General features: G+C 65.5%; 30 protein-coding genes and 1 riboswitch. Of the genes, 12 read left to right on the top strand and 18 right to left on the bottom strand.

What is annotated here, in order from left to right; genetic code table 11:
• Positions 1-2: 2 nt before the first annotated feature.
• The 4 genes from G570_RS13015 (at position 3) to G570_RS02520 (ending at position 3647) form a co-directional block, all read left to right on the top strand.
• Positions 3-509: an EF-hand domain-containing protein gene (locus tag G570_RS13015; RefSeq protein WP_051503958.1), complete on the top strand. Its 507-nt coding sequence runs from the start codon at positions 3-5 to the stop codon at positions 507-509.
• A gap of 143 nt (positions 510-652) precedes the next feature.
• On the top strand, positions 653-1174 hold the full coding sequence (locus tag G570_RS13010) for an EF-hand domain-containing protein (RefSeq protein ID WP_051503957.1): 522 nt from the start codon (positions 653-655) through the stop codon (positions 1172-1174).
• A gap of 39 nt (positions 1175-1213) precedes the next feature.
• A riboswitch (TPP riboswitch) is annotated at positions 1214-1351 on the top strand.
• Between the two features lie 28 nt (positions 1352-1379).
• Positions 1380-3263: a phosphomethylpyrimidine synthase ThiC gene (gene thiC, locus G570_RS02525; RefSeq protein ID WP_037498827.1), complete on the top strand. Its 1884-nt coding sequence runs from the start codon at positions 1380-1382 to the stop codon at positions 3261-3263.
• 78 nt (positions 3264-3341) lie between these two features.
• Complete coding sequence (locus tag G570_RS02520) at positions 3342-3647, top strand: hypothetical protein (protein WP_037498824.1); 306 nt, start codon at positions 3342-3344, stop codon at positions 3645-3647.
• A gap of 332 nt (positions 3648-3979) precedes the next feature.
• Here the strand turns inward: G570_RS02520 and G570_RS02515 are convergent, their stop codons facing one another.
• Positions 3980-4726, bottom strand: coding sequence for a glucose 1-dehydrogenase (locus tag G570_RS02515; RefSeq protein ID WP_037498822.1), 747 nt, complete (start codon positions 4724-4726; stop codon positions 3980-3982).
• A 116-nt stretch (positions 4727-4842) separates the two neighbouring features.
• On the opposite strand from G570_RS02515, the gene G570_RS02510 reads away from it, so the two are divergent.
• From G570_RS02510 to G570_RS02495, 4 genes are all read left to right on the top strand, one after another.
• The gene (locus tag G570_RS02510) at positions 4843-5166 is read left to right on the top strand and encodes an ArsR/SmtB family transcription factor (protein WP_037498819.1); all 324 of its coding nucleotides are present in this window, start codon (positions 4843-4845) and stop codon (positions 5164-5166) included.
• 170 nt (positions 5167-5336) lie between these two features.
• Positions 5337-5639, top strand: coding sequence for a hypothetical protein (locus G570_RS02505; protein WP_037503485.1), 303 nt, complete (start codon positions 5337-5339; stop codon positions 5637-5639).
• A gap of 62 nt (positions 5640-5701) precedes the next feature.
• Positions 5702-6241 carry a carboxymuconolactone decarboxylase family protein gene (locus tag G570_RS02500; protein WP_037498816.1) on the top strand — a complete coding sequence of 180 codons (540 nt, stop codon included), beginning with the start codon at positions 5702-5704 and terminating at the stop codon, positions 6239-6241.
• A gap of 89 nt (positions 6242-6330) precedes the next feature.
• Positions 6331-7392 carry a hypothetical protein gene (locus G570_RS02495; RefSeq protein ID WP_037498813.1) on the top strand — a complete coding sequence of 354 codons (1062 nt, stop codon included), beginning with the start codon at positions 6331-6333 and terminating at the stop codon, positions 7390-7392.
• Here G570_RS02495 and G570_RS02490 read toward each other — a convergent pair.
• The 10 genes from G570_RS02490 to G570_RS02450 all read right to left on the bottom strand — a co-directional run bounded on the left by G570_RS02490 (position 7389) and on the right by G570_RS02450 (position 12918).
• Positions 7389-7883: a hypothetical protein gene (locus G570_RS02490; RefSeq protein WP_156930290.1), complete on the bottom strand. Its 495-nt coding sequence runs from the start codon at positions 7881-7883 to the stop codon at positions 7389-7391. The two genes, G570_RS02495 and G570_RS02490, sit on opposite strands and share 4 nt — an antisense overlap.
• Positions 7880-8233 carry an Mpo1-like protein gene (locus G570_RS02485; RefSeq protein WP_037498810.1) on the bottom strand — a complete coding sequence of 118 codons (354 nt, stop codon included), beginning with the start codon at positions 8231-8233 and terminating at the stop codon, positions 7880-7882. Before G570_RS02485 ends, G570_RS02490 begins: the two co-directional genes overlap by 4 nt.
• 112 nt (positions 8234-8345) lie before the next feature.
• On the bottom strand, positions 8346-9206 hold the full coding sequence (locus tag G570_RS02480; protein ID WP_051503955.1) for a hypothetical protein: 861 nt from the start codon (positions 9204-9206) through the stop codon (positions 8346-8348).
• Between the two features lie 144 nt (positions 9207-9350).
• A complete protein-coding gene (locus G570_RS02475; protein ID WP_037498807.1) occupies positions 9351-10034 on the bottom strand; it encodes a transglutaminase-like cysteine peptidase in 684 nt (227 codons plus the stop codon).
• Between the two features lie 127 nt (positions 10035-10161).
• Positions 10162-10725 (bottom strand): peroxiredoxin, encoded by a 564-nt coding sequence (locus tag G570_RS02470; RefSeq protein WP_037498804.1) that lies wholly within the window; start codon positions 10723-10725, stop codon positions 10162-10164.
• Positions 10726-10775: 50 nt separating this feature from the next.
• Positions 10776-11375 carry a lysophospholipid acyltransferase family protein gene (locus G570_RS02465; protein WP_037498800.1) on the bottom strand — a complete coding sequence of 200 codons (600 nt, stop codon included), beginning with the start codon at positions 11373-11375 and terminating at the stop codon, positions 10776-10778.
• A 55-nt stretch (positions 11376-11430) separates the two neighbouring features.
• On the bottom strand, positions 11431-11586 hold the full coding sequence (locus G570_RS13555; RefSeq protein WP_156930289.1) for a hypothetical protein: 156 nt from the start codon (positions 11584-11586) through the stop codon (positions 11431-11433).
• Between the two features lie 54 nt (positions 11587-11640).
• Positions 11641-12060 carry an ion channel gene (locus tag G570_RS02460; RefSeq protein WP_245600246.1) on the bottom strand — a complete coding sequence of 140 codons (420 nt, stop codon included), beginning with the start codon at positions 12058-12060 and terminating at the stop codon, positions 11641-11643.
• 116 nt (positions 12061-12176) lie between these two features.
• Entirely contained in the window at positions 12177-12365 is a 189-nt protein-coding gene (locus tag G570_RS02455; RefSeq protein ID WP_037498797.1) for a PspC domain-containing protein, read from the bottom strand.
• 304 nt (positions 12366-12669) lie between these two features.
• Positions 12670-12918, bottom strand: a complete 249-nt coding sequence (locus G570_RS02450; protein ID WP_037498794.1) for a hypothetical protein — start codon at positions 12916-12918, stop codon at positions 12670-12672.
• 110 nt (positions 12919-13028) lie between these two features.
• Here G570_RS02450 and G570_RS02445 point away from each other — a divergent pair, with 110 nt between their 5' ends.
• Both G570_RS02445 and G570_RS02440 read left to right on the top strand, forming a co-directional pair.
• Positions 13029-14840 carry an ABCB family ABC transporter ATP-binding protein/permease gene (locus G570_RS02445; protein WP_037498791.1) on the top strand — a complete coding sequence of 604 codons (1812 nt, stop codon included), beginning with the start codon at positions 13029-13031 and terminating at the stop codon, positions 14838-14840.
• A 62-nt stretch (positions 14841-14902) separates the two neighbouring features.
• The gene (locus G570_RS02440; RefSeq protein ID WP_037498788.1) at positions 14903-15436 is read left to right on the top strand and encodes a hypothetical protein; all 534 of its coding nucleotides are present in this window, start codon (positions 14903-14905) and stop codon (positions 15434-15436) included.
• Here G570_RS02440 and G570_RS02435 read toward each other — a convergent pair.
• Positions 15433-16881: an ATP-binding protein gene (locus G570_RS02435; protein WP_037498787.1), complete on the bottom strand. Its 1449-nt coding sequence runs from the start codon at positions 16879-16881 to the stop codon at positions 15433-15435. The genes G570_RS02440 and G570_RS02435 overlap by 4 nt on opposite strands.
• Positions 16882-16956: 75 nt before the next feature.
• Between G570_RS02435 and recQ the strand changes: the two genes are divergently transcribed.
• Positions 16957-18741, top strand: a complete 1785-nt coding sequence (gene recQ / locus G570_RS02430; protein WP_037498785.1) for a DNA helicase RecQ — start codon at positions 16957-16959, stop codon at positions 18739-18741.
• Positions 18722-19141 (top strand): protein tyrosine phosphatase family protein, encoded by a 420-nt coding sequence (locus G570_RS02425; protein ID WP_037498783.1) that lies wholly within the window; start codon positions 18722-18724, stop codon positions 19139-19141. The genes recQ and G570_RS02425 overlap by 20 nt, the downstream gene beginning before the upstream one ends.
• Here the strand turns inward: G570_RS02425 and G570_RS13320 are convergent.
• The 6 genes from G570_RS13320 to G570_RS02400 all read right to left on the bottom strand — a co-directional run bounded on the left by G570_RS13320 (position 19138) and on the right by G570_RS02400 (position 22678).
• Positions 19138-19425, bottom strand: a complete 288-nt coding sequence (locus G570_RS13320) for a putative signal transducing protein (RefSeq protein ID WP_084607458.1) — start codon at positions 19423-19425, stop codon at positions 19138-19140. The two genes, G570_RS02425 and G570_RS13320, sit on opposite strands and share 4 nt — an antisense overlap.
• Positions 19338-20756, bottom strand: a complete 1419-nt coding sequence (tldD, locus tag G570_RS02420) for a metalloprotease TldD (RefSeq protein ID WP_037498781.1) — start codon at positions 20754-20756, stop codon at positions 19338-19340. The genes G570_RS13320 and tldD overlap by 88 nt, the downstream gene beginning before the upstream one ends.
• Positions 20753-20965 carry a zinc-finger domain-containing protein gene (locus tag G570_RS02415; RefSeq protein ID WP_037498778.1) on the bottom strand — a complete coding sequence of 71 codons (213 nt, stop codon included), beginning with the start codon at positions 20963-20965 and terminating at the stop codon, positions 20753-20755. The genes tldD and G570_RS02415 overlap by 4 nt, the downstream gene beginning before the upstream one ends.
• Positions 20966-21021: 56 nt before the next feature.
• On the bottom strand, positions 21022-21528 hold the full coding sequence (locus tag G570_RS02410; protein ID WP_037498776.1) for a DUF4402 domain-containing protein: 507 nt from the start codon (positions 21526-21528) through the stop codon (positions 21022-21024).
• A gap of 38 nt (positions 21529-21566) precedes the next feature.
• Positions 21567-22076 carry a DUF4402 domain-containing protein gene (locus G570_RS13005; RefSeq protein WP_156930288.1) on the bottom strand — a complete coding sequence of 170 codons (510 nt, stop codon included), beginning with the start codon at positions 22074-22076 and terminating at the stop codon, positions 21567-21569.
• 128 nt (positions 22077-22204) lie between these two features.
• Positions 22205-22678 carry a DUF4402 domain-containing protein gene (locus tag G570_RS02400; RefSeq protein ID WP_156930287.1) on the bottom strand — a complete coding sequence of 158 codons (474 nt, stop codon included), beginning with the start codon at positions 22676-22678 and terminating at the stop codon, positions 22205-22207.
• Positions 22679-22783 lie beyond the last annotated feature (105 nt).

Here is a 22783-nt window from a genome sequence, read left to right as displayed (position 1 = left end):
AGATGAGTATTTTTGCCCTGACGATCGCGGCCTTTGCCGCCAGTGCCGCCCCAACCGCAGACAAGGCGCCAGCCGCGACGGTAAAACCGGCCGTGCAGCCGATGACGAAGTCCGATTTTCTGAGCGCCATCGACGCCCGCTTTGTTGCCATGGACACGAACAAGGACGGCCAGCTCAGCAAGCTGGAGATCGAAGCAGCGGAATCGAGGATGGCAGCGCAGCGCGTTACCGTCGTCAATGCGCGCCGGGAGGCTGCATTCAAGAAGCTCGACACCAACCATGACGGTCAGCTCAGCCTGGCCGAATTCAATGCTGCCGCGCCTGTCCCTGCGGCGCCCAAGCCGGATGCCGGCAAGGTTCTGGCACGCATGGACAGCAACAAGGACCAGGCGATTACGCTGCAGGAATTTCGCGCGGGACCGCTCGCCGACTTCGACAAGCTCGACGCCAACAAGGACGGCAAGCTGAGCGTACAGGAACGCGCCGCGGCCCGCCCGGCCAAGCGCTAGTCGATTTCTGACAAGCTGGAAGGCGGCGGATCGACCCGATCCGCCGCCTTTCGTTCATCCTCTTGCAATCCCGCTTGCGCAACATGCTGCGCGGCGCGACAAGCGCGCCCACTTGGACCACACCCATTTCGGGGACATCTTTCATGCTTCGACCGATCACTGCCCTGACCCTGCTTTTCGCTTCCACCGCCGCGCTGGCGCAGGCCGCGCCCGAAGCCGACCAGCCCAAGCCCGTCGCCAAGGCCGAATTGACCGCGGAGCTCGACGCCGACTACGCCGATCTCGACGCCAACCACGACGGCAAGGCCGACGATGCGGAGATCAAGGCCCGCCTGATCCGCACCGCAAAGGCGCAGCTCGACGAAATGGCGGCGCAGCGCGACGCCGCCTTCGCCCGGGTCGATACCGACGGCAACGGATCGATCAGCAAGGCCGAATTCAACGCCCAGGCCAAGCTGCCGGCGATGCCCGAAGCCAATTCGAAGCCGTTCCTCGACGAATTCGACAAGAACAAGGACGGCGCCATTTCGAAGGACGAATTCCGCGCCCCGACCCTGTCCAATTTCGACCGGCTCGACGCCAACAAGGACGGGACGCTCAGCGTCGCCGAACAGCAGGCCGCCTCGCGCCCCAAGGCCCAGCAGTCGCCGTCGATCGGCCGCTGACCGCCGACGTTGCGCGCCGCGCCAAGCGGCCTTAAAGAGCGTTCATCCCCGGGGAGCCGCCCCGCCCGAGATTCTTCGACGGCGGGCAATCGAAGCGGCTGAGAGGCAGTTCGAGACTGCGACCCGTCGAACCTGATCCCGTTGATGCGGGCGTAGGGAGCGGATGACGGTCGTTCCGCCATCCCTCCACGACATGGAGTAAAAGATGGCTGACGTCCCCGCCCGTACCGAACTTAAAGTCACCACCGGCCCGATCCGCGGCAGCCGCAAAGTCCTCGTCGAAGGCCGTGACGGCGTGAAGGTCGCGATGCGCGCCATCGACCTTGAGCCCTCGTGCGGCGAGCCTCCCTTGCACGTCTACGACACCAGCGGCCCCTACACCGACCCTGCGCTGCGCATCGACATCATGGCCGGCCTGCCCGAGCTGCGCCGCGACTGGATCCGCGGCCGCGGCGATGTTGAGGAGGTCGCCCAGCGCGAAGTTCGACCCGAGGACAACGGCCAGCTCGGCCCCGACCGTTCGGGCGGCGTCCAGCCCTTCCCCAACGTCCGCCGCCGCGTCCTGCGCGCCAAGCCGGGCATGAATGTCAGCCAGATGCACTACGCCCGCAAGGGCATCGTCACCCCCGAAATGGAATATGTCGCGATCCGCGAAAACCTCGCCCGCGCCAACGCCCAGCATATCGCCAAGGTCGGCCGCACCGCCCCCGACGGCCATAGCTGGGGTGCCTCCATCCCCGACGAAATCACCCCCGAATTCGTCCGTGACGAGGTCGCCCGCGGCCGCGCCATCATCCCCAACAACATCAACCACCCCGAATCCGAACCGATGGCGATCGGCCGCAACTTCCTGGTCAAGATCAACGCCAACATCGGCAACAGCGCGGTCGCCAGCGACGTCGCGGCCGAAGTCGACAAGATGGTCTGGTCGATCCGCTGGGGCGCCGACACGGTCATGGACCTGTCGACTGGCCGCAACATCCACGACACCCGCGAATGGATCCTGCGCAACTCGCCCGTGCCGATCGGCACCGTCCCCATCTACCAGGCGCTGGAGAAGGTCGGCGGCATCGCCGAGGACCTCACCTGGGAAATCTTCCGCGACACGCTGATCGAACAGGCCGAGCAGGGCGTCGACTATTTCACCATTCACGCCGGCGTGCGCCTCCCCTACGTCCCGCTGACCGCCAGCCGCGTCACCGGCATCGTCAGCCGCGGCGGCTCGATCATGGCCAAATGGTGCCTCGCCCATCACAAGGAATCGTTCCTCTACGAACGCTTCGACGAGATCACCGAGATCATGAAGGCCTATGACATCGCCTATTCGCTCGGCGATGGTCTGCGCCCCGGCTCCATCGCCGACGCTAATGACGAAGCCCAGTTCGCCGAGCTCTACACGCTGGGCGAGCTCACCAAGCGCGCCTGGGACCAGGACGTACAGGTGATGATCGAAGGCCCCGGCCATGTGCCGATGCACAAGATCAAGGAGAATATGGACAAGCAGCTCGAGGCGTGCGGCGAAGCGCCCTTCTACACGCTCGGGCCGCTCACCACCGACATCGCGCCCGGCTACGACCATATCACCAGCGGCATCGGTGCCGCGATGATCGGTTGGTACGGCACCGCGATGCTTTGCTACGTCACGCCCAAGGAGCATCTCGGCCTCCCCGACCGCGACGACGTCAAGGTCGGCGTGGTGACCTACAAGCTCGCCGCCCACGCCGCCGACCTCGCCAAGGGCCACCCGGCGGCGAAGCTGCGCGACGACGCGCTCAGCCGCGCCCGCTTCGAGTTCCGCTGGCGCGACCAGTTCAACCTGTCGCTCGATCCCGACACCGCCGAGCAATATCACGACCAGACGCTTCCGGCGGAAGGCGCGAAGACGGCTCACTTCTGCTCGATGTGCGGGCCGAAGTTCTGCTCGATGAAGATCACCCAAGAGGTCAGAGACTTCGCGGCGAAGCAAAATGCTCAGACTGAGGCGGAGAAGCTAGCGCCGGAGGTTGCCGAGGCGGGGATGCAGGAAATGAGCGAGCTATACAAAGCCAAAGGCGACCGCCTCTATCTCGGCGAAGAGGAGGTACAATGATCCGGACTTCGATCACGGCGTTGGTCGCGTTGGGTCTCTCCGGATGCGCCGCCGGGCCCTCTGCGCTATTGGCAAATCATGAACACCGATACCGGCGAGGTGGTCCAAAGCTGCGACATTGCGCAGCAGTTTCGCGTCAGCGCCGACCGTCGCCGCGTCGAACTCACCGAGCGCGGCGTGAAGGATTTTCGTGCCACCTACGACGTGATCAAGACCAAGGCCGACCGGATTTTCATGAAGATCGAAAATGAAGATCGCCTCACGGAAAGCGGCAAGCCAGTGACGTGGTGGGCGATGTTCGAAGGGCCAAACCAGTTCCGGTGGCGCCGCGACGACTGGCCCATGGATGGCAGGACTGGCGCGTGGCAACGCTGCGGCGGATAATCGGAATTACCGAGATGAGCCGCGCCTATAACGAAGGCGGGCGGGAGCTATACTTCGGGTCGGGAGGCCGCGAACAGGATTGAAGTTTGGAGAATAGGCAGGCCGTCGGCACGACCCCGCCCGGCCTCGCTCACGACCGTGAAAACTGTGAAAAGTCGCGGGGGCGAACCGGTAAGGGCTAGGCTTGCTATCCGCGACCCATGATAGGGACTAGGATCGGCAGGTTCGGCCGGTCTTCTGGAGTCGCGTTTCGGGCTTGATCCTCGACCAGCAGTGACGAGCGCGCACCCCGAGGGGTGGTTGGCAGGATGCGCGCGCGTCGGACGTGCCTGCTAGCGCAGGCCGCCGCTGGCGAAAAGCTTTTCGCCCGTCAGCCACTGGGCGTCGTCGCTGGCCAGGAACACCGCGACCTTGGCGATGTCGTCGGGCTGGCCCAGGCGGCCGAGCGGGGTCTGGGCGACGATGCCGGTCGCCATGTCGGACGCGGTGATGCCGGCGTCCTTGGTGCCTTCAGTTTCGACCATGCCGGGCAGGATCGCGTTGACGCGAATTTTGCGCGCACCCAGCTCGTTGGCCAGCACGCCCGTAATCGCGTCAAGCGCGCCCTTGGTGCCGGTGTAGATCGCCGATTCCGGCATCAGTGCGCTGGTCACGACCGACGAAATGTTGATCACGCTGGCGCCCTCCTTCAGGTGCGGGCTGGCGGCCTTGGTGACCAGCAGCGGCCCGAGCACGTTGGTGTCGAACTGGCGGCGGTATTCGTCGACGCTGACGTCCTCGATCGCGCCGAAGGCGTAGACGCCGCTGTTGTTGACCAGCACGTCCAGCCGGCCGAATTCGGCAATCGCGGCGTCGACCAGGCCTTTAGCCTCCGCTTCGTCGGCGACATTACCTTGGACCGCGATAGCCTTGCCGCCTGCCGCATTGATGGCGTCGACGACCACTTCGGCGCCGTCTTTGCTCGACGCGTAATTGACGACCACCGATGCCCCTTCGGCGCCCAGCGCTTTGGCGATTCCAGCGCCGATACCCTTCGACGCACCGGTTACCAGCGCGACTTTTCCGTTGAGCTTGGCCATGACTTCATTCCTTTTTCGTGGCGGGCCGCGACGCCACCATGGCATGCTTGGTCCGATAGTTCGGAAATATGGAACTATTGAACCGCCCTTCAAGGGCGACTATCTGAAAAAATGTCATGCGACCCCTCGTTCACCCTTCCCCCGACGACTTCCGGCCCGAGGCGATTCTGCACGCGCTGGCGGATCCCGAAAGGGCGCGCCTGTTCGCCGGGATTGCGGGCGTGGACTGCGTCCAGCGCTGTTCGGCGCTGGCCGATACGGGCGAGCGGGTGATCCCCAAATCGTCGCTGTCGCAGCATTTCAAGATCCTTCGCGACGCGGGGCTGATCCGGTCCGAACGGGTCGGCGTGGACATGCGCAACTCTTCCCGCTGCGCCGAAGTGGAGGCGCGCTTCCCCGGCCTCGTCACCGCGATCCTCGCCGCCTACCAGCGCGGCTGAAGCAGCCGAACAAGGAAGGCGCGTCAGCCTTGGGCATCGGCGACCCCAATTCGCTTTCCGCCGAACCACTTCACAATGAGAAGTTCCGGGCGACGAGTGGACCTTTGTTGCGGTGCAGCACGTTGATCCCCTGCGCGGACGTTCGCGTCGCCTTGTTGAAGGACCACGCCATGACCCGCACCCCTACCCTAAGCACCGCCGACACCGCTCGCTGGACCCGCCTGTGGATGCAGACCGGCTTCATGATGGCCGACGCCGCCATGGTCATCGGCTTGCGCACTTTGCGCCTGATGCACGGCGGCCCCGCCGCGACGCGGGAAGCGCAGCGGATGGTTGGGGAGAAGGTCGAGGCAGGCTATGAACTCGCCGGCGCGATCGCTTCCGGCCGCGTCAAAACCCCGGAAGCCGCTGCCCGCAAGGCAGTCAGCGTCTACGGCAAGCGGGTCCGCGCCAATCGCAGGCGGCTGGCCTAGGCGCTCTGGCGCGCCGGGACCTGCTGGCCTACGCTACCTCCGTCCCTTGAGGAGAAGCGCCGATGCGAGTCGCCCTTGATGTGCCGCCGGGCACCGCCATGCCCAACCTGGCCGACGCCTACGCCCCGGAACTGATCGGCGCGGCCGGCGCCTTTTCGGTCGCCACCTACCGTCATTCGATCCTGCCGATGCGCCTGTTCGAGGCCGCGCGCATCGCCATCGCCGCGATCAACGGCTGCACCGTCTGCCGCGCCTTCCGTACCGCCGACCACAGCGTCTTGCTCGGGATCGGCAAGGACGAAGGCATCAAGGGAACGGTGCCCGACGAGGGCTTTTACCGCGCGGTGCTCGAAGGCGACCTGTCCGGCCTCGACGATCGGGAGCGGATCGCGGTTCGCTACGTCCAGGCGATGAGCCTCGATCCGCAAGGCCTCGCCCGCGACGACGCGCTGTGGGCGGAACTGAAGTCGCAGCTCAGCGATGCCGAAATCGTCGACCTCACCTACTGCGCGGCAGGATGGATCGGCTTCGGCCGCGCCGCCCACGTCCTCGGCTACGACCAGATGTGCGCCCTGCCCGCGCGGGAGGCGGCGAGCGTCTAACAGGCATCGTCCATCAAGCCTTAACCCCTTTCCTTTAAGTCCCGGACAAACGACCGGCCTGGACCCCCGGTCGAAGGAGAGGACCAGGCATGAACCATCCGGCCTTCGTGCATATTCCGGATTCGCGCACCGAAGGCGTGCGCAGCTATTGCGAGCCGGCAACGCCGCACCCGCTCCAGCTGACCTTCCTCACCGAAGAAGGTGAGCGGCAATGGGTCGATCGATTGCGCGGTCACATCGTCGCCGCCCGCCTCGACGCCGCCGATCGTATGATTGCGGAGGCGCTGGCACCGTTCGAAGGCCGTATCGCCAAGCTCGCCAAGATCGCGTCGGCCGATGACGTGGCGCTCGAAGGATGGGAAGACCTCATGCCAATCCTCGCCGAGCATGAGGGCCCGGCGATCACAGCGATCACGGTCGGCCTCACAAACGAGCCCGACCTGGTCTTCGACGGCACCGACGAGCATGAGCCGACGCTGGTCATCGCGCTTTATTCGGATGACAGCTTCGCCTTCAGCAGCGCCAGCCGCGACGCCTTGCTGGCCGAATGCCTGTCGGACAATCCCGCCTTCGCCGGCGAAGAAGAAGACGTCGAATTCTATTCCGTCCTCACCGGCCTCGCCGCGCTCAACACGGCCCTCATCCAGTCCAAGCACCGCTACTACCTGCGTGACGGGCGCGACGGGGTCGAGGGCCGGGCGCCGGGCGGCTATTGCGAATATGTGCTTGGCACATGGGTACGCGCGCTGCGCTTCCTTCAGGCGCTCGAGCGCGCAGCCGACGCACATGGCCTCCCCGAAGGCGCCCGCCTGGTCGCCGGCACCTTCGGCCTCCACACCGATTTCGCCAGCCTGATGCGTGAAGGCGAGGCTCCCCTCAATGCGCAGCCCGCAGCCGACATCGCGCCGGTCGCGACGCTGACCATGAAGAAATGGGAGCCCAAGCACGACCCGCTCGCCGACCTTTATTCGCCGGGCAGCAGCGACAGCGGCAGTTCGTTAAGAAAGCGCGTGGTGGTGGACGAAGGCGAGCCGGTCGTCGCTGCGCCGCCTGCCCAAGCAGTTACGGAGATCGCCGAGCCGTCCGAAGCAACTGCGGAACCCAAGCCCGGCCTGATCGCCCGGCTGTTCCGCCGCCTGCGCCGGGCTTAGCTGCCCACGACCAATGCGTCCGGAACGCGATAGCGCTCAGGACCATATTTGATCACGGTCCAGTCGCCTTCGCGATGCCACAGGAAGCGGTAGCTCGCCGAGCCGTCGGCCTGGCTGCTGTCGGCGCCACTTGCCGCGGTCCCCTGGAAGAACAGCACGCGCTTGCTCTTGTCGGGCTTGGTGACTTCGACGAAGCTTGTCCCGCCCGCGGCACGGTCGCGCTTCACCCCCGCACTGCAATTGTCGTCGAGCTTGCCGTCGATGCCGCACGGAATGTCGGCAACGGCATTGAAGTCGGTGCCCGCGACCTTAGCATCGATGCCTTCGTCGCTCGCGGGCGGCGCGAGCTGGTTGACCTCGTTGTCGACGACATTGGCGGCCTCCACCTCGGTGGCGTTGTTCGCTTGCACTTGCGGTGCAGGCTCCGATGACGAACAACCCATGATCGACAGGCACCCGGCCAACGGCAGAAGCATATTGCGAACCATCATCGATCCTTCCTTGTCGCCGTGACCGCGACGCCTGCCCGGTCGAGTTCCGGGCCGAGCCGGCCCGTCAGCGCCAGTGCCCACATACGGAAATCCGCCAGCAGCGACCACAGCGGATAAGTGAAGGTCGCCGGCCGGTTCCGTTCGATCGCGAAATGTGCGGCCCATGCAAAGGCATATCCGGCGACCGGCATCGCGGCCAGCCAGCGCCAGTTCCCGCTCCACACCAGCATCACCGCCAGCAACGCGACCAATGTCGTGCCGACGTAATGGAGCGCGCGGGTTGCCGGACGCGAATGTTCGCGCAGGTAATGCGGCCAGAATTCCCTAAAGCTGCCGAAGCGCGGGTCCATCTCGCAATGCTGCGCGATGCGCGCGGCGTGGTCAATGAACGACGCCGCCGCCCGCTTGTGCGGACGACGGCGCCACCTTGGTCATACACCGCCAAGGCATGGGGTGGAGGTTTTAGGCGGGCACAAGCGCGGGGTTTATGCCGATCGGCCCACTGCCCCGGGCGGCCGCGGCCTGCCTCTCCCGCAGATCGAAAAAGGACGCGCGCTTGATGCGCTTCTTCAGCGACAGCGACGGGTTGTCAGGGGTCGGACCGCGATAGGCCGCCTGAACGTGGCGACCGAAACGCGACGTATCGAATCCACGCGGCAAGGGCTGCGCAGAGGTCGCGACTGCGCTCGCAGCGGCAGGCTTGCCCCAGGCAAAAGCCGAGCGCTCCGGTACCGGCTCACGGTCAACCACCGGCTCTGGCGCTTGGGCGACCGCCATCGCTTCTTCAGCCAAAACGTTGTCTCGACGACGGCGGCGGGTGACGAGCAGGCCCGTCCCCAGCAACGCAAGTGCTGCCGCGCCGGCCCCACCCGCAATCAGAGGAAGGTCAGAATTCGCGGCCTGATCGGCCGTCGGGACCACCACGGGAGCAGCCTGCTGCTGTTCCGCAGGCGCCGCCGTCGGCGGGGTTGGGACGGCCACCGCGACCGGTGCTTCAACGGGCTTGGCGGGTGTGTTGGCCGCCACCGGTCGAGCGCGCGGCGCGGGCGCGTTCTTGGCTGCAACCTGGCGCTTGCTCGCAACCTTCGGCGTGACGACGGCAGGAGTTGCCGTTTCAGTCGCAGGCTGGACTGGCGTGTCGGAAACGGTCGTTTCAGGTTCGACGGCCGAGGGGCTGGTCGCAACCGGGTCGTTCGACGGTTCGACGGTAGGAACCGTCGCGGCCGGGTCGGCTACCTGCGCCAGGGCAGTGGTGGATTGAAGGGCAAGCACCGCGGCTATCGCGGTCGCGCCAAAGCGGGTCGTTTTTTGCTTGTACATCATGGGCTTAGAAACGCAGGCCGGATGCAAACCTATCCGTCGTTTCCGGTGAGTCGAACCGTTTGCAGGGACCGGTTACCGGCCTTCCGAGTGGGACCAATTCCGTGCGGTCGCAGCCGTTAACGCTGCCAGCCGGTGTACCGAAACTTAACGCGCGGCCAGCGAAGCGCGGCGGTAGCCGTGGATCCAGCTGCGGCCTTGGCCCACGGTCAGTTGCGGGACGAACCGTCCGCGGCCCGACGATGCGGCCACGATGGTCGGCTCAGACTGGTCGAGCATGTAAAAGCCCTCCGGGGTCCGCGCGACCAGCACCACGTGGGCGCCGCGCACCTTGTGGCGACCGATACTGAGGTAAAGATCGGCCGGGTCATAGCCCGCCGCCTTCAGGACCTGCATTTCGGCGATGGCGATATCTTCGTCATCGCCGACGCCGCGCGCCAGCGTCTCGCCGGCATTGGCCCACAGGTCGAATACGCCCATGGCGTCGAGATCGGTGGCGAAGCGTACACGACGTTCGACTTCGGCCTTGACGGTGCGAAGCTGATCGACAGCGCTTAGGCCTTTCAGGCTTTCAGCGAGAGCGAGAACGCGGCCGTCGGTCCTGTCCGCGGCCGCGACGCGTCGAAAACGGGCGTCGTAAATGGTCACGCCCGCATTCAGTGCGGCGGTACCGAAAATATTGGGGGCCGCTGCCGCGTAGGCCGTAGTCCGGATGGACGTCGGCAACGGACGAAGCGGGTCGTTGTTTGGGACAGACGCGGACTCTGCGGAGGCGATCGATGCGGTCGCCACACCCAGCAGCACCCCCACCATGCGCGTTGCAAACTTCATAAGTGGCCTCTCCAAGCCAGTTTGAACGCGAGGCTGTGCCTCCAGTTTCGTTAATGGAAGCGGTTAACGTCATTTACCAGAATTTGTGCGGTAAGCCGTTGCGCAAACGACACAATCTTAAAATGGGTTATTGCGCCTTGAGCGCGCGCACCGCGGCCAGGGTCTTGGCGACATGATCTTTCCAGTCGAGATCGGAATGAACCATGACGATCCGGCCGCTCTTCGAGATTACATAGCTGGTACGATTGGTCATCGCCGTGACGTTATTCACCATCGGCATCGCCACGTCGTAATCCTTGATCGTGGCAGCCGAAGCGGTGGCGACCGGGAAAACGCTGCGACAATGTTCGACCGAGAATTTCTTCAGCGTTTCAAGGTCGTCGGCGCTCATGCCGACGACCCGGGCGCCCGCCTTGCGGAATTCGGGCATGGCATCTGCAAAGGCCTTGGCTTCCAGGGTGCATCCCTTGGTGAACGCCTTGGGATAGAAATAGAGCACCACCGGCCCGTGCTTCAGCTGGTCGGCCAGGTGCAGCCGGAACGGCTTGCCGCCAAGCGCGCCCACGGTCCGGAAATCGGGTGCCTTTGCCCCGACCGGCAACGCGGCGTCGGCACTCGCAGCGAACATGGCGGCACCGGCCAGGCCGATCGCGACGGTTAAAGCGAAGGCAGTGCGATGAACGCGCATCATATTTCTCCTGTCGTGCCAGACCCTAAGGCGCAGCGTGATAATGGCAAGGTTCAGCTGTCGGGCGGAAAGCCGGCCCGTTCGGGGTGCTTGGGCCGTAGGGATCGAAAAAAGTCGAACGCGGGCTTCATATCTCGGGCATAATCGCCAGTCGGCCGGATGACCGGGCCGATGATACCGCGCTTGGTCGGGTAATCGGGTCCGGCGCAAACGATCGGGACGCCCGCCTGCAGCGCGATCTGGTAAAATCCAGAGCGCCATTTTTCGGTGTAGGATCGCGTGCCTTCGGCGGCGACGATGAGCGCGAAGTCGTCGTGCCGATCGAATTGGTCGACCACTTGGCGGACAAGGTCCTTGCTGGTCGTGCGATTGACAGGCACCCCGCCAAGCCCGCGCATGAAGCCCTCCATCGGCCAGCGGAACAGGCTGTGCTTGCCGATGAATCGAACCCGCCGGCCAAGCGCGCGGATCGTCCCGAGGAAGACCAGGAAGTCCCAGTTCGAGGTATGCGACGCGCCGACGATCACGAATTTCCGTTCCGGCGGAAGCGTACCGACGGCTGTCCAGCTGGTCCGATCGTACCATTGGATGATGAGCCAGTAGACCAGCCGGGCGAGCGGGTTGAGCCGGGGCAGGTCAGCGGGCTGCGTCATTGCCGTCCTTCATGGTCGGCGCCGCCGCGACTGTCCAGCGTGGTAACCGGCAGGGCTATTTGAAAACCGAACCGAAAATCCAGATGGCGGACATGGCCACCACGACGAGCAGCAGCGAAAACCCGAGAACGTAACGCACGCCCTGACGCTTGACCCCGCCGGTCGCCTCGACCTCGTCCAGATGAACTTCTTCGCCTTGCCGTTCCATCATCGTCTCCTCGTTCCTGGACGACCGCAATGCTTATCGCCCAGCCTTTGACCGCATTCAACGGCTCGTTGTGCCAATCCGTTGCACGACGGTGACGAAAAAGGCGGTGGACCAGCCGAGCAGGATGATACCGTTGATGCCCTCGATCGCCGCGACCATCTTCCAGCCATGCGCGAGGCCTTCGTCATCATAGCCGATGGTGCCGTAGGTAATAGTTGAGAAATAGACCGCGTCGAGGATGTTCGGAAGCGCGCCGACGGTGAGGTAGAAAACGCCGTAGGCCCAGATTTCGATGCCGTGCAGCGCGAAAAGGCTGAGCACCAGCAAGAGCGTGAAGCCCAGGCCGCGGACGCTGACGAGGTCGATCTGGAAGCGATGCTTCTCGCTCGCTTCGACCCTAAGGGCGCGCGACAGTCCGAACAGACCGCTACCGTGGATCAGGACCGTGACGATCACCATCATGGTGGCGACGAACAATTGCAGAAGCAGGGCCTGTCTCCTTGGCCAGCGTACTGGCGGACAATGCCCGATCGGCCGTGAAGTTCAACCGGCGCGCCGCCCGGCCGACTGCCGGCGGCGCACCGGGACCGGACTTACCGGTCCTCGGTGGCGAGCCATCCGGTCAGGATATAGAGCAGGATCGCAACCGGACCGGTGATCAGCGTGATGCCGACCATCGCCAGGCGAACCAGCAGGACGTCGACGTTGAAATAGTCGGCGATGCCTGCGCAAACGCCCATCACCTTGGCCTTGGCCGGATTGAGCGCGAAACGTCCGTTCATGTCTTTGACTCCCGATTGAAGACGAAGATGCGATTGTTAGGCGATCGGCAGCGGGCCGATGGCGGCGCTGACGAAGAGCAGCGAAACGATGAACGCGGCCGAGGCGCTGACGGCGACCTGGCGAAGCGGATTGAGCGAAACCAACATTGTCATTCTCCCTTTTCATGGGCCCGACATCGGGCTTGCCATGTCTATTGCAGGGACCGTGCCAATTTGAAAAAGTCGTTGTATTTCAGTGTTCGCGCAGATTTATGCCCGCCGAGGCTGGTGAAATATTCCGAAGCTTTGGGAAAATTTCCCGCGCTTAGCCTTGCGCGGTGGCGGCGGGGAGCGGCTTGGCGGTCGAGCGCTGGGCGGCAGGAGCCTGGGCCGGACGGCACTGGGCAGTCACGGTCGGGAAATCGAAATCGCCGGCTTGGTCAAGCGCGGCGACCGTGGCGGCTTCGCAAGCCGCGCGGCTTTCATAGCGGGTCGGCATGGTCGCCACCGGCGTGCAGGCGGCACTGCCGTCTGCGCAACCCAGGATGGCGATCATGAAGAAACCCGGACCCATTGTTCATTCCCCGTTGGACTGACCGCGATAACGGCCAAAAAATCGCATTGGTTCCAAACGGTTCGTCGCATCCGTTGCGGATTTCGGGATGCCGCCCTAGCTAAGAGGCGATGAGCCCCCCTGCCGCCAGTCCCGAAAGCCCGAGCGGCAGCTTCAAGGTGCTGTGGCGCTTCCTGCCGCTGCTGTGGCCGAAGGGCGAGAGCGAGCTGAAGGCGCGGGTGATCGTCGCACTGACGCTGGTGCTGGCGGGCAAGGCGATCTCGCTGGCCATGCCCTTCGCCTACAAGGCGGTGGTGGATGCGATGAGCGGCGACAGGGCGCTGTGGGGTGCGGCGGTGACGATGGTCGCCGCCTATGTCGCGGCGCGGTTCGGCGGGGTGCTGGCCGACAACCTCCGCAACGCCCTGTTCGAAAAGGTCGGGCAGCATGCGGCGCGGCGTTTGTCGGCGCGGGTGTTCCGCCATGTCCATTCGCTCAGCCTTCGCTTCCACCTCGAGCGGCGGACGGGCAGCCTGACCAAGATCGTCGAGCGCGGGACCAAGAGCATCGACATGATGCTCTATTTCCTCCTCTTCAACATCGCCCCGACGCTGATCGAGCTGGTCGGCGCCTGCGTCATCTTCTTCTACAAATTCGGTGCGGGGCTGGTCGCGGCGACGCTGGCGATGGTGGTCGTCTACATCACCTACACCCGCCGGGTGACCGAATGGCGCGCCAAGCTGCAGCGCGAAATGAACGAGGACGACAACCGCGCCATCGGCCGCGCGGTCGACAGCCTGCTGAATTACGAGACGGTCAAATATTTCGGCGCAGAGGAGCGCGAAGCCAGGCGCTACGACGAGGCGGTCGGGAAATTCACCGCCGCGTCGGTCAAGAATGAAGTGAGCCTGGCCTGGCTCAACATCGGCCAGAGCTTGATCACCAACCTGATGATGCTGGGCGCGATGGCCTACACCGTCTGGGGCTGGTCGACGGGCCAGTTCACGCCGGGCGACGTGGTGTTCATCAACACCATGTTGATGCAGCTGTTCCGCCCGCTCGACATGCTCGGCTGGGTCTATCGTTCGATCCGCCAGGGGCTGATCGACATGGAATCGATGTTCAACCTCACCGACACCGAAGCCGAGGTGGTCGATGCGCCGGGCGCGCCCTACTTGCAGGTCGCGGCGGGGCATGTGCGGTTCGAGGATGTGGCATTCGGTTATGAGCCCGAGCGGATCATCCTGAAGGGCGTGACGCTCGACGTGCCGGCGGGGACCAGCCTTGCGGTGGTCGGGCCGTCGGGCGCGGGCAAGTCGACGCTGGCGCGGCTGCTCTACCGGTTCTACGACCCCACCGCGGGGCGGATCACCATCGACGGGCAGGACATCGCCGCGGTGAAGCAGGCGAGCCTGCGCGCGGCGATCGGCATCGTACCGCAGGATACGGTGCTGTTCAACGATACCATCGGCTACAACATCGCCTATGGCCGCGAGGGCGCGGGCCAGGCGGAGGTCGAGGAAGCGGCCAAGGGCGCGGCGATCGACGGCTTCATCGCCGCCTTGCCGTCCGGCTATGATTCGATGGTCGGCGAGCGCGGGCTGAAGCTGTCGGGCGGCGAGAAGCAGCGCGTCGCCATCGCCCGCACCCTGCTGAAGGACCCGCCGATCCTGATCCTCGACGAGGCCACATCCGCGCTCGACAGCCGCACCGAGGAAGCGATCCAGTCGACCCTCAGCGCCGCATCGCGCGGCCGCACCACCATCATCATCGCCCACCGCCTGTCGACCATCGCTGACGCCGACCAGATCGTCGTCCTCGACGCCGGCAAGGTCGCGGAACGCGGCACCCACGCCGAACTGCTGGCGAAGGGCGGGCTCTACGCCGACCTATGGACGCGGCAGGCCGCGGAGCGGGAGATGGAGGAGGTGGCGGAAGGGTAATTCAACGAGGTCAGTCCTCATTGCAATTGACCCTCACCCGATAATGTCCAATCCAACCAACGATGCGCCGACCTTTCCATTTGTTGTTTGTCGTATTAGCCGCCTGCGGGGTCGCGGAGCAGCCCGACTGGGCAAGAACCGTCGCGGCATATGAGGTTCCGTTGCCAACCCCGGACGATAAGGCGCGCTTTGTTGATGTAATGTCGGCGGCGGCTGAGAAGGAAGGTCTGCACGTCGATTCAGCTACGGCCGACGAACTTAGATCCCTGTCTGAGGTTTCTCCGATTACGTTCAATGCAGCGATATGGCGTGGCAAGAACGATGAAGAGGCGCTCGTTTCTGCCATGGATTTTCGGGACAATATTGGGCGCGTTTGGGTCACGTTCTCGCTTGGCCAAGATCAAGCGCTTTCTAATCGGCTTCGGGACAATCTAGTGGCTGACATGAAACGTCAGTGGCCTGCCACCGCCTCGCTACCAATTATGCCAAACGGCGGTATTCCATTGGTTGAAGATTTGGTCCGGACGCCCGACGGTTACAGAGTAAAAACTGCCGCGGCCGCTAAATATGCGGCCGGCCCTAGAGATCAGAACTAAGCCGCCGCCGTCGACCACCCCAATCGCGGAATCGCAATACTCCGCTTCCCCGCCAGGTCCACTCGCGTCACGATGAGTTCGCGGGTTTCGATATATTGGAGAAGGCGGCGGGCGCGGCCTAGGCTGGCGGTGCCATAGCTCGCCGCGATGGCTTCGTCGCTGGGACAGGGCGCGCCTTCGCGCGCGGCGCGGGCGACCAGCAGGAAGGGGCCGAGCATGTCGTCGGGGAGCAGCGAGGCGGCCTCCAGCGCCGACGCCCAGCTATCGTCGGCCTCGTCGAAAATCCCCGCCCGCGCCATCGACAGGCGGCGGGTGAACCCCGCGAGGTCGAGCGGCGGCCTGGCAAGCCCGCCCATTCGGCAGCGCACGGTGAAATCCTGGAACAGCACCGATCCCGAGCGCGCACCGCTGTCCGGGTCCTCGACGATGGCGCGCAGCACGTCGGCGACGATGGTCGCGGTTTCCTGGTCCGACTTGGCGGGCATCGCCTCGGCGCGCTTGGGCATGGCGCTGGCCATCGCATTGAGCAGCGCTTCGGACGGCAATGCGCGCGGCGGCGGCGGGGCGGCAAGCGCGACCGGTTCGGGCACGTCGGACTTGGCGAACAGCAATCCCTGCAGATCCTCGGCGGGCGCGGTGGGTAATGGCACCAGCTTGGGGCTCATCGATCGCGCCTGCGTTTCCACCGGCCCGATCGCCACGGCCACCGGACGCCGCGCGACGGCGGGGCCGAGCGCGAGGAAGGTGCCGCGCGGAAGGTCGCGGATGGCCTCGGCCTGGCGCCGCTCCATGCCGAGCAGGTCGGCGGCGCGGGCCATGTCGATGTCGAGGAAGGTGCGGCCCATCAGGAAGTTGGACGCTTCGGCGGCGACATTCTTGGCCAGCTTGGCGAGCCGCTGGGTGGCGATGACACCGGCCAGCCCACGCTTGCGGCCACGGCACATCAGGTTGGTCATGGCCGACAACGATGCGCGGCGGACTTCCTCCGCCACTTCGCCGCCGCCCGAAGGCGCGAATAGTTGGGCCTCGTCGACCACCACCAGCGCCGGGTACCAATGGTCGCGCGGGGCATCGAACAGCCCCATCAGGAAGGCGGCCGCGCAGCGCATCTGCCCTTCCGCCTCCAGCCCTTCGAGGCTCAGCACTACGCTCGCACGATGCTCGCGGATGCGGGCCGCGAGGCGGGCGATATCCTTTTCGCTATGATCGGCGGCCTCGACTGGGACATGGCCATATTTGTCGGCGAGCGTGACGAAGTCGCCTTCGGGATCAATGACGATCTGCTGCACCTCGCCCGCGCTTTTTTCGAGCAGGCGGCGCAGCAGGTGCGACTTGCCGCTGCCCGAATTGCCCTGGACGAGCAAACGGGTGGCGAGCAATTCTTCCAGGTCCATTGAAACGGGCTGGCCATTGGGGCCGGTGCCCATATCTACGCTGACAGTCATTGGCCTACCCTTGGCAGGTCGATGACTCCCCACGCAACCCTTGCATCGCATGGCCGCACACTCGATAGGCGGGGCGTGTCACGCGTGCATCAACTCCTCCACGACCGCTTCGGATTTTCCGCCTTTCGCGGGGTGCAGGAGGAGGTCGTCGATCGCGCGGTCGCGGGCAGCCACACGCTGGCGGTGATGCCGACCGGGGCGGGCAAGTCGCTGACCTACCAGATCGGCGCACTCGCCCGACACGGGACCGGCATCGTCATCTCCCCGCTGATCGCGCTGATGGAAGATCAGGTGCGATCGGCTGAGGGGTTCGGCATTCGCGCCGCCGCGCTGACGTCCTTAAGCGCAGACCCCCGCGCCATCCGCGATGCGCTGCGCGACGGGCAGCTCGACCTGCTCTACGTCGCGCCCGAGCGGGCGACGACCGAGGGCTTCGCGCGGCTGATGGAGGAAGCGCACATCGCGCTGTTCGCCATCGACGAGGCGCATTGCGTCAGCGAATGGGGGCATGATTTCCGCCCCGATTATCGCGGGCTGTTGCCGTTGCTCGACCAGCACCGCGACGTGCCGCGCCTCGCGCTGACCGCGACCGCCGACCGGCGGACGCGCGAGGATATCCTCGTCCAGCTTGGCATACCGCACGACGGCCTCATCGTCGCCGGGTTCGACCGGCCCAACATCCGCTACCATGTCCGCCCGCGCGACGGCCTGCCGAGCCAGCTCAAGTCGCTGATGAAGGCCCAGCCCGGACCGGGCATCGTCTATGCGCCGAGCCGCAACGGTACCGAGAAGCTGGCCGAGCAATTGTCGAACGGACGCGAGGTGCGCGCCTATCATGCCGGGCTGGACGGCGGCGTCCGCCAGCGCAATCAGCGCGCTTTCGTCGACAGCGAAGAGATGGTGATGGCCGCGACCGTCGCCTTCGGCATGGGGATCGACAAGCCCGACGTTCGCTTCGTGGCGCATGCCGGTATCCCCAAATCGATCGAAGCCTATTATCAGGAAACCGGCCGCGCGGGCCGCGACGGCGACCCGGCCGAAGCCTGGCTGTTCTGGGGCGCGGAGGATTTCGCCCGCGCCCGCCGCCGCATCGAGACAGAGGTCGAGCCCGACCGACGTGCGGGGGAACGCGACCGGCTGAATGCACTGGCCGCTTTCGTCGAGGCCGCGACGTGCCGCCGTGCGATCCTGCTGCGCCACTTCGGCGAAGAACCGCCCGCGACCTGTGGCAATTGCGACAATTGCCTCGACCCGCCCGCGACGATCGACGTGACCACGGTCGCGCAGAAGCTGCTCAGCGCCGCCTTCCGCACCGAAATGCGCTTCGGCGTCGCGCACCTTGCCGCCGTGCTGGGCGGGGACGACAGTGAAAAGGTGCGACAGTTCGGCCATGACCGGTTGAGCGTGTTCGGCATCATGAACGCCGAGGAGCTGGCGCTGGTCCGCCCCGTGGCGCGCAGCCTGCTCGCCCGCGACGCACTGCGCGCCGACGATTATGGGGGCCTCAGTTTCGGGCCGGGCGCGAAAGCGGTCCTGAAGGGCGAAGAGACGCTGGTCATCGCCGTTCCGCCGAAGCGGTCGAAGGCACGGCGGAAGGGCGGCGAGGAGTATCCGCACGACCCGTTATTCGAGGCATTGCGGGCGTGGCGCCGCGATAGGGCCAAGGAGCAGGGCGTCCCGCCTTATGTCATTTTCCACGATTCGACGTTGCGCGCGGTCGCCGCGATGAAACCGAAGTCCCTTTCCGAGCTTTCCGCCATCGAAGGGATCGGCGATACCAAGCTGGAGCGGCACGGCGAGTCGCTGCTCGCGGCGCTGGCCGAGGCGATGGAGACGGGACATGCAGAAGCAGCTGGATGAACGGACGCTGGTCAACGGCCAGATTACAGCCGAGGACGTTGAGCGCCTGAAAGCGATGGGCGTGACGCACATCGTCAACAACCGCCCGGACGACGAAGACGAAGGCCAGCCGCCGAGCGACGAGATCGAGGCGGCCGCTGAGGCCGCGGGTCTCGCCTATCGCCACATTCCCATCGCGCGCGGCATGGGGCCGAGCGATGTGGAGGCGATGCGCGAAGCGATCAACGAGGCGGAAGCGGCGGGCGGCAAACTGTTCGCCTTCTGCCGTTCCGGCAATCGGTCGACCCTGGCCTGGGCGGTCGCGAAGAGCGAGGACGGCACCCCGCGCGAGGAGCTGGAACGCTGCGCCGAAAGCGCGGGCTTCAGCCTCGCGCCGGTCGCGCACCTTATCCGCACCTAATTTTCGGCGAGGATCCTCCGCGCTTCGTCGACATCGTCGTCGAGGACCATCAGCCGCACACCGATGAGACCGCCGCCGCCGAAGAAGCTGTTCGCTTCGGTATCCATCAGCACGGCGCCGATGCCCTCCGCCTCAAGCGCCAGTCGCGCCAGGTCGGCTTCGACCCGCGTCCCGAAGCGCGCCAGCTCGACGAGGCTCAGGCCGTGCCTCCGACCGTGATCCCGTCGATCAGCAGCGACGGCTGACCGACACCGGCCGGGACCGACTGGCCGCCCTTCCCGCAAATGCCGACGCCTTCGTCGAGCGCCATGTCGTTGCCGATGCCCTTGACCCGGGTCAGCACGGTCGGGCCGTCGCCGATCAGCGTCGCGCCCTTGATCGGCGCGCCGATCTTGCCGCCTTCGATCTTGTAGGCTTCGGTGCAGCTGAAGACGAACTTGCCGCTGGTGATGTCGACCTGCCCACCGCCGAAGCTCTTGCAATAAATGCCGTTGGGCACCCGGGTAATCAGCTCGGCCGGATCGTCCTTGCCGCCCAGCATGAAGGTGTTGGTCATGCGCGGCATCGGCGCATGGGCGAAGCTTTCGCGTCGGCCGTTGCCGGTCGGCTCCATCCCCATCAGCCGGGCGTTCATCCGGTCCTGCATATAGCCCTTGAGGATGCCGTCCTCGATCAGCACGGTGCGCCCCGTGGGCGTGCCTTCATCGTCGATGCTGAGCGATCCGCGCCGGTTTTCGATCGCGCCCTCGTCGATGACGGTGACGCCCGGCGCGGCGACGCGTTCGCCGATCCGGCCGGAAAAGGCCGATGTGCCCTTGCGGTTGAAATCGCCTTCCAGCCCATGGCCGACCGCTTCGTGCAGCAGCACGCCGCACCAGCCGGGACCGAGCACCACCGGCATTTCGCCCGCCGGGGCCGCGACGCTTTCAAGGTTGACCAGCGCCTGGGCCAGCGCCTCGTCGATCGCGCGGTTCCAGGTCGCAGGCTCGAACAGGCTGTCGTAGAGATAGCGGCCGCCGATGCCGAAACTGCCGGTTTCGCGGCGGTCGCCCTGCTTGGCGACGATCGACACGTTGAGGCGCACCAAGGGACGGACGTCGGTGGCGACAAAGCCGTCGGCGCGCACGATTTCGACCACCGACCAATTGCCCGACAGGCTGACGCTGACCTGCGCGACGCGCGGATCGCGGGCGCGGGCGGCGGCGTCGATCGTCTGGCACAGCTCGACCTTTTTCGCGAAGGGGATCAGCGTCAGCGGATCGTCGGTGCCGTACATCGCACGGTTGGTGCGCGGCGGCGGCGCGGCGTGCGGGCCTGTGGCGGGATCGAGCAGCTTCAGCGTCTGGGCGGCGCGGTCGATCGCGGCGGCGCTGATTTCGTTGGCGTGGGCGAAGGCGGTCGTTTCGCCCGTGACACCGCGCAGGCCGAAGCCCGAGCCGACATGATAATCGGCGGTCTTCAGCCGGCCATCGTCGAACCCGAACGCTTCGGACACGCGATATTGGAGGTAAAGTTCGCCGTCGTCGTGGGCGGCAAGATGCTTGGCGGCAAGCGCCTCGGCGGCGTCAGGATCGAGATCGCCGCGATAGAGGAAATTGCGTGGGTCGCCGCTCACGAGGCTTGCGGCGGTTCGGCGACGTCGGCCGGTCCGCCCTCGAGGATGAAGCGACGATCGCAATAGCCGCAATCGACGAACCCCGTTTCATCGTCGATCTGGTAATAGACGCGCGGGTGACCCAGCGCGGCGTCGACCTGGCCGCTGCCGTCGCAGGCGACGCGGTGATGCTTGGTGCGGATGGTTTCGGGCGGAGGAAGCGCGCTCATGTCCGTCGCCCTAGCAACGCAGCGAGCGCGCTTCAATCGGCTTACTGCCAATAACCTTACTGGTAGTCGGCGGTGACGTCGAAGTTGGACTGGTAAAGGCCGTCAGCCTGGTCGGCGCCGACCTGGATCGTGCCGCCGACATGGAAGAAAAAGGCATGGCTGGCGTCGATCGTCTTGGTCGTCGACCCTTCGATATCGAGCGACACGACCGTCACCGTGTTGCCCAGACCGTCGCTGAGCGTGCCCGGATTGGTGACTGCGATAATCACGTCCTGGCCGACCGAACCGGCGCCGGCGAAGTAGGCGAGGACGGGCGGATCGGACGCCACCATCGTCACGCCGCCGGACGCAGACGGTGCGCTGCCGTCGGCCGGAACGGTCACCGTCCCGGCGGTCGGCGACGTGATGATCGTGCCGAAGTGGAGGTCGCTGAGTTTGGTCAGCGTCAGCGGCGTCAGCAGCAGCACCTTGCCCTTGGCCGGGGGATTGGCGGCAACCGGCGCGGCGGCGGCTGCAGCCGGGACAAGCAGCGACGCTGCGGCGAACGCAATCAGCTTTTTCACAGTGAGGGTCTTTCCGAGCAGATGGTTTGTTATTGGCGTCAGAGGTACCAAGCGGTGACGTTGAGGGTCGCCTGGTAGATGCCTTCGGGCTGGTTGGCGGCGACGTAGAGGATGCCGCCGACGTTGACGAAAAAGGCGCGGCTGGCATCGATCGTGCGGACGTTCGGGCCGTCCAGCGTGATGGCAAGGACGCTGACGGTATCGCCCAGCCCGTTGCTGAGCGTCAGCGGATTGTCGGCGACGACGATGATCTGCTGGCCCGCCGTCCCCGCCCCAGCGAACCGCGCGCGGCTGCCCGTGTCCGACGGGACATGGGCCACGCCGCCGGTGACGATCGACGCGCTACCGTCGGCGGGAATGGCGACGGTGCCCGGCAGGTTGGAAGTGACGATGGTCCCGAACGACAGGTCGCCGAGCTTGGTCAGCGTCAACGGCTTCAGCAGCAACGCCTTGCCGCTCGCCGGCGTCGGCGGGGCGACGGGCGCGGCTTCAGCCGGCATGGCAAGGCCGAACGCGGCGGCCGCGAGGAGGCACGTCAATCTGGTCACGACAAATCCAATCCTGTCCACACGGGACCCATCGGTCCGCGACGGCAGGATAGGCCGCGACAACTCACCAGCGATTCAAGAGATCGGGTGAGGGATAAATTAACCCGTCAAATTAAGCTTTTGGACGGTCAGGGATATTGGACGGTGACGTCGATCGTGCCTTGATAGAGCCCTTCCACGGTCCCCGCCGGGACGGTGATCGTCGCCCCCACGGCAAAGGAGAAGCTGGTCGCCGCAGCGAGCGCGCGCTTGTCCTGGCCGTCGAGCGTGAAGGCGCTGACGCGGAGCGTCTGGGTTCCGCCGACGCGGGTGATGAGAACCGGCTGGTTGGGTACGCGAATGTTCACGACGGTCTGCTTGGATGCAGCCCCGACATAGCGCGCCGGTGACGGCACTCCCCCTAGCTGCACCAGGCCGCCGCTGACCGTCATCGCACCGTTGACCGGGTTGATCGTCGCCGTCCCGCCGGTCGTGACCCCTAGCATGGCGAAGTCCATGTCGGCGATGCGCGTCAGGGTGAGCGGCCGGACGATCTGCGCGGCCCCCTTTGCGGCGGGGACCGCCGACTTGGGCGCAGCCTGCCCTGCCGCGGAAAGCGACATGGCGAAGCAGGCGGCAAGCACCTTCGAGGCGTGGCGTATGTCCACGCGATCGACTTAACCTGGTTAATGGAAAAAAGAGGATGATGAGTAAGGTAAATTACTCAT

Source organism: Sphingomonas jaspsi DSM 18422 (genome assembly GCF_000585415.1).
In the GTDB taxonomy this organism is placed as follows: Bacteria; Pseudomonadota; Alphaproteobacteria; order Sphingomonadales; family Sphingomonadaceae; genus Sphingomicrobium; species Sphingomicrobium jaspsi.
This window is presented reverse-complemented; position numbering and strand designations above follow the sequence as displayed.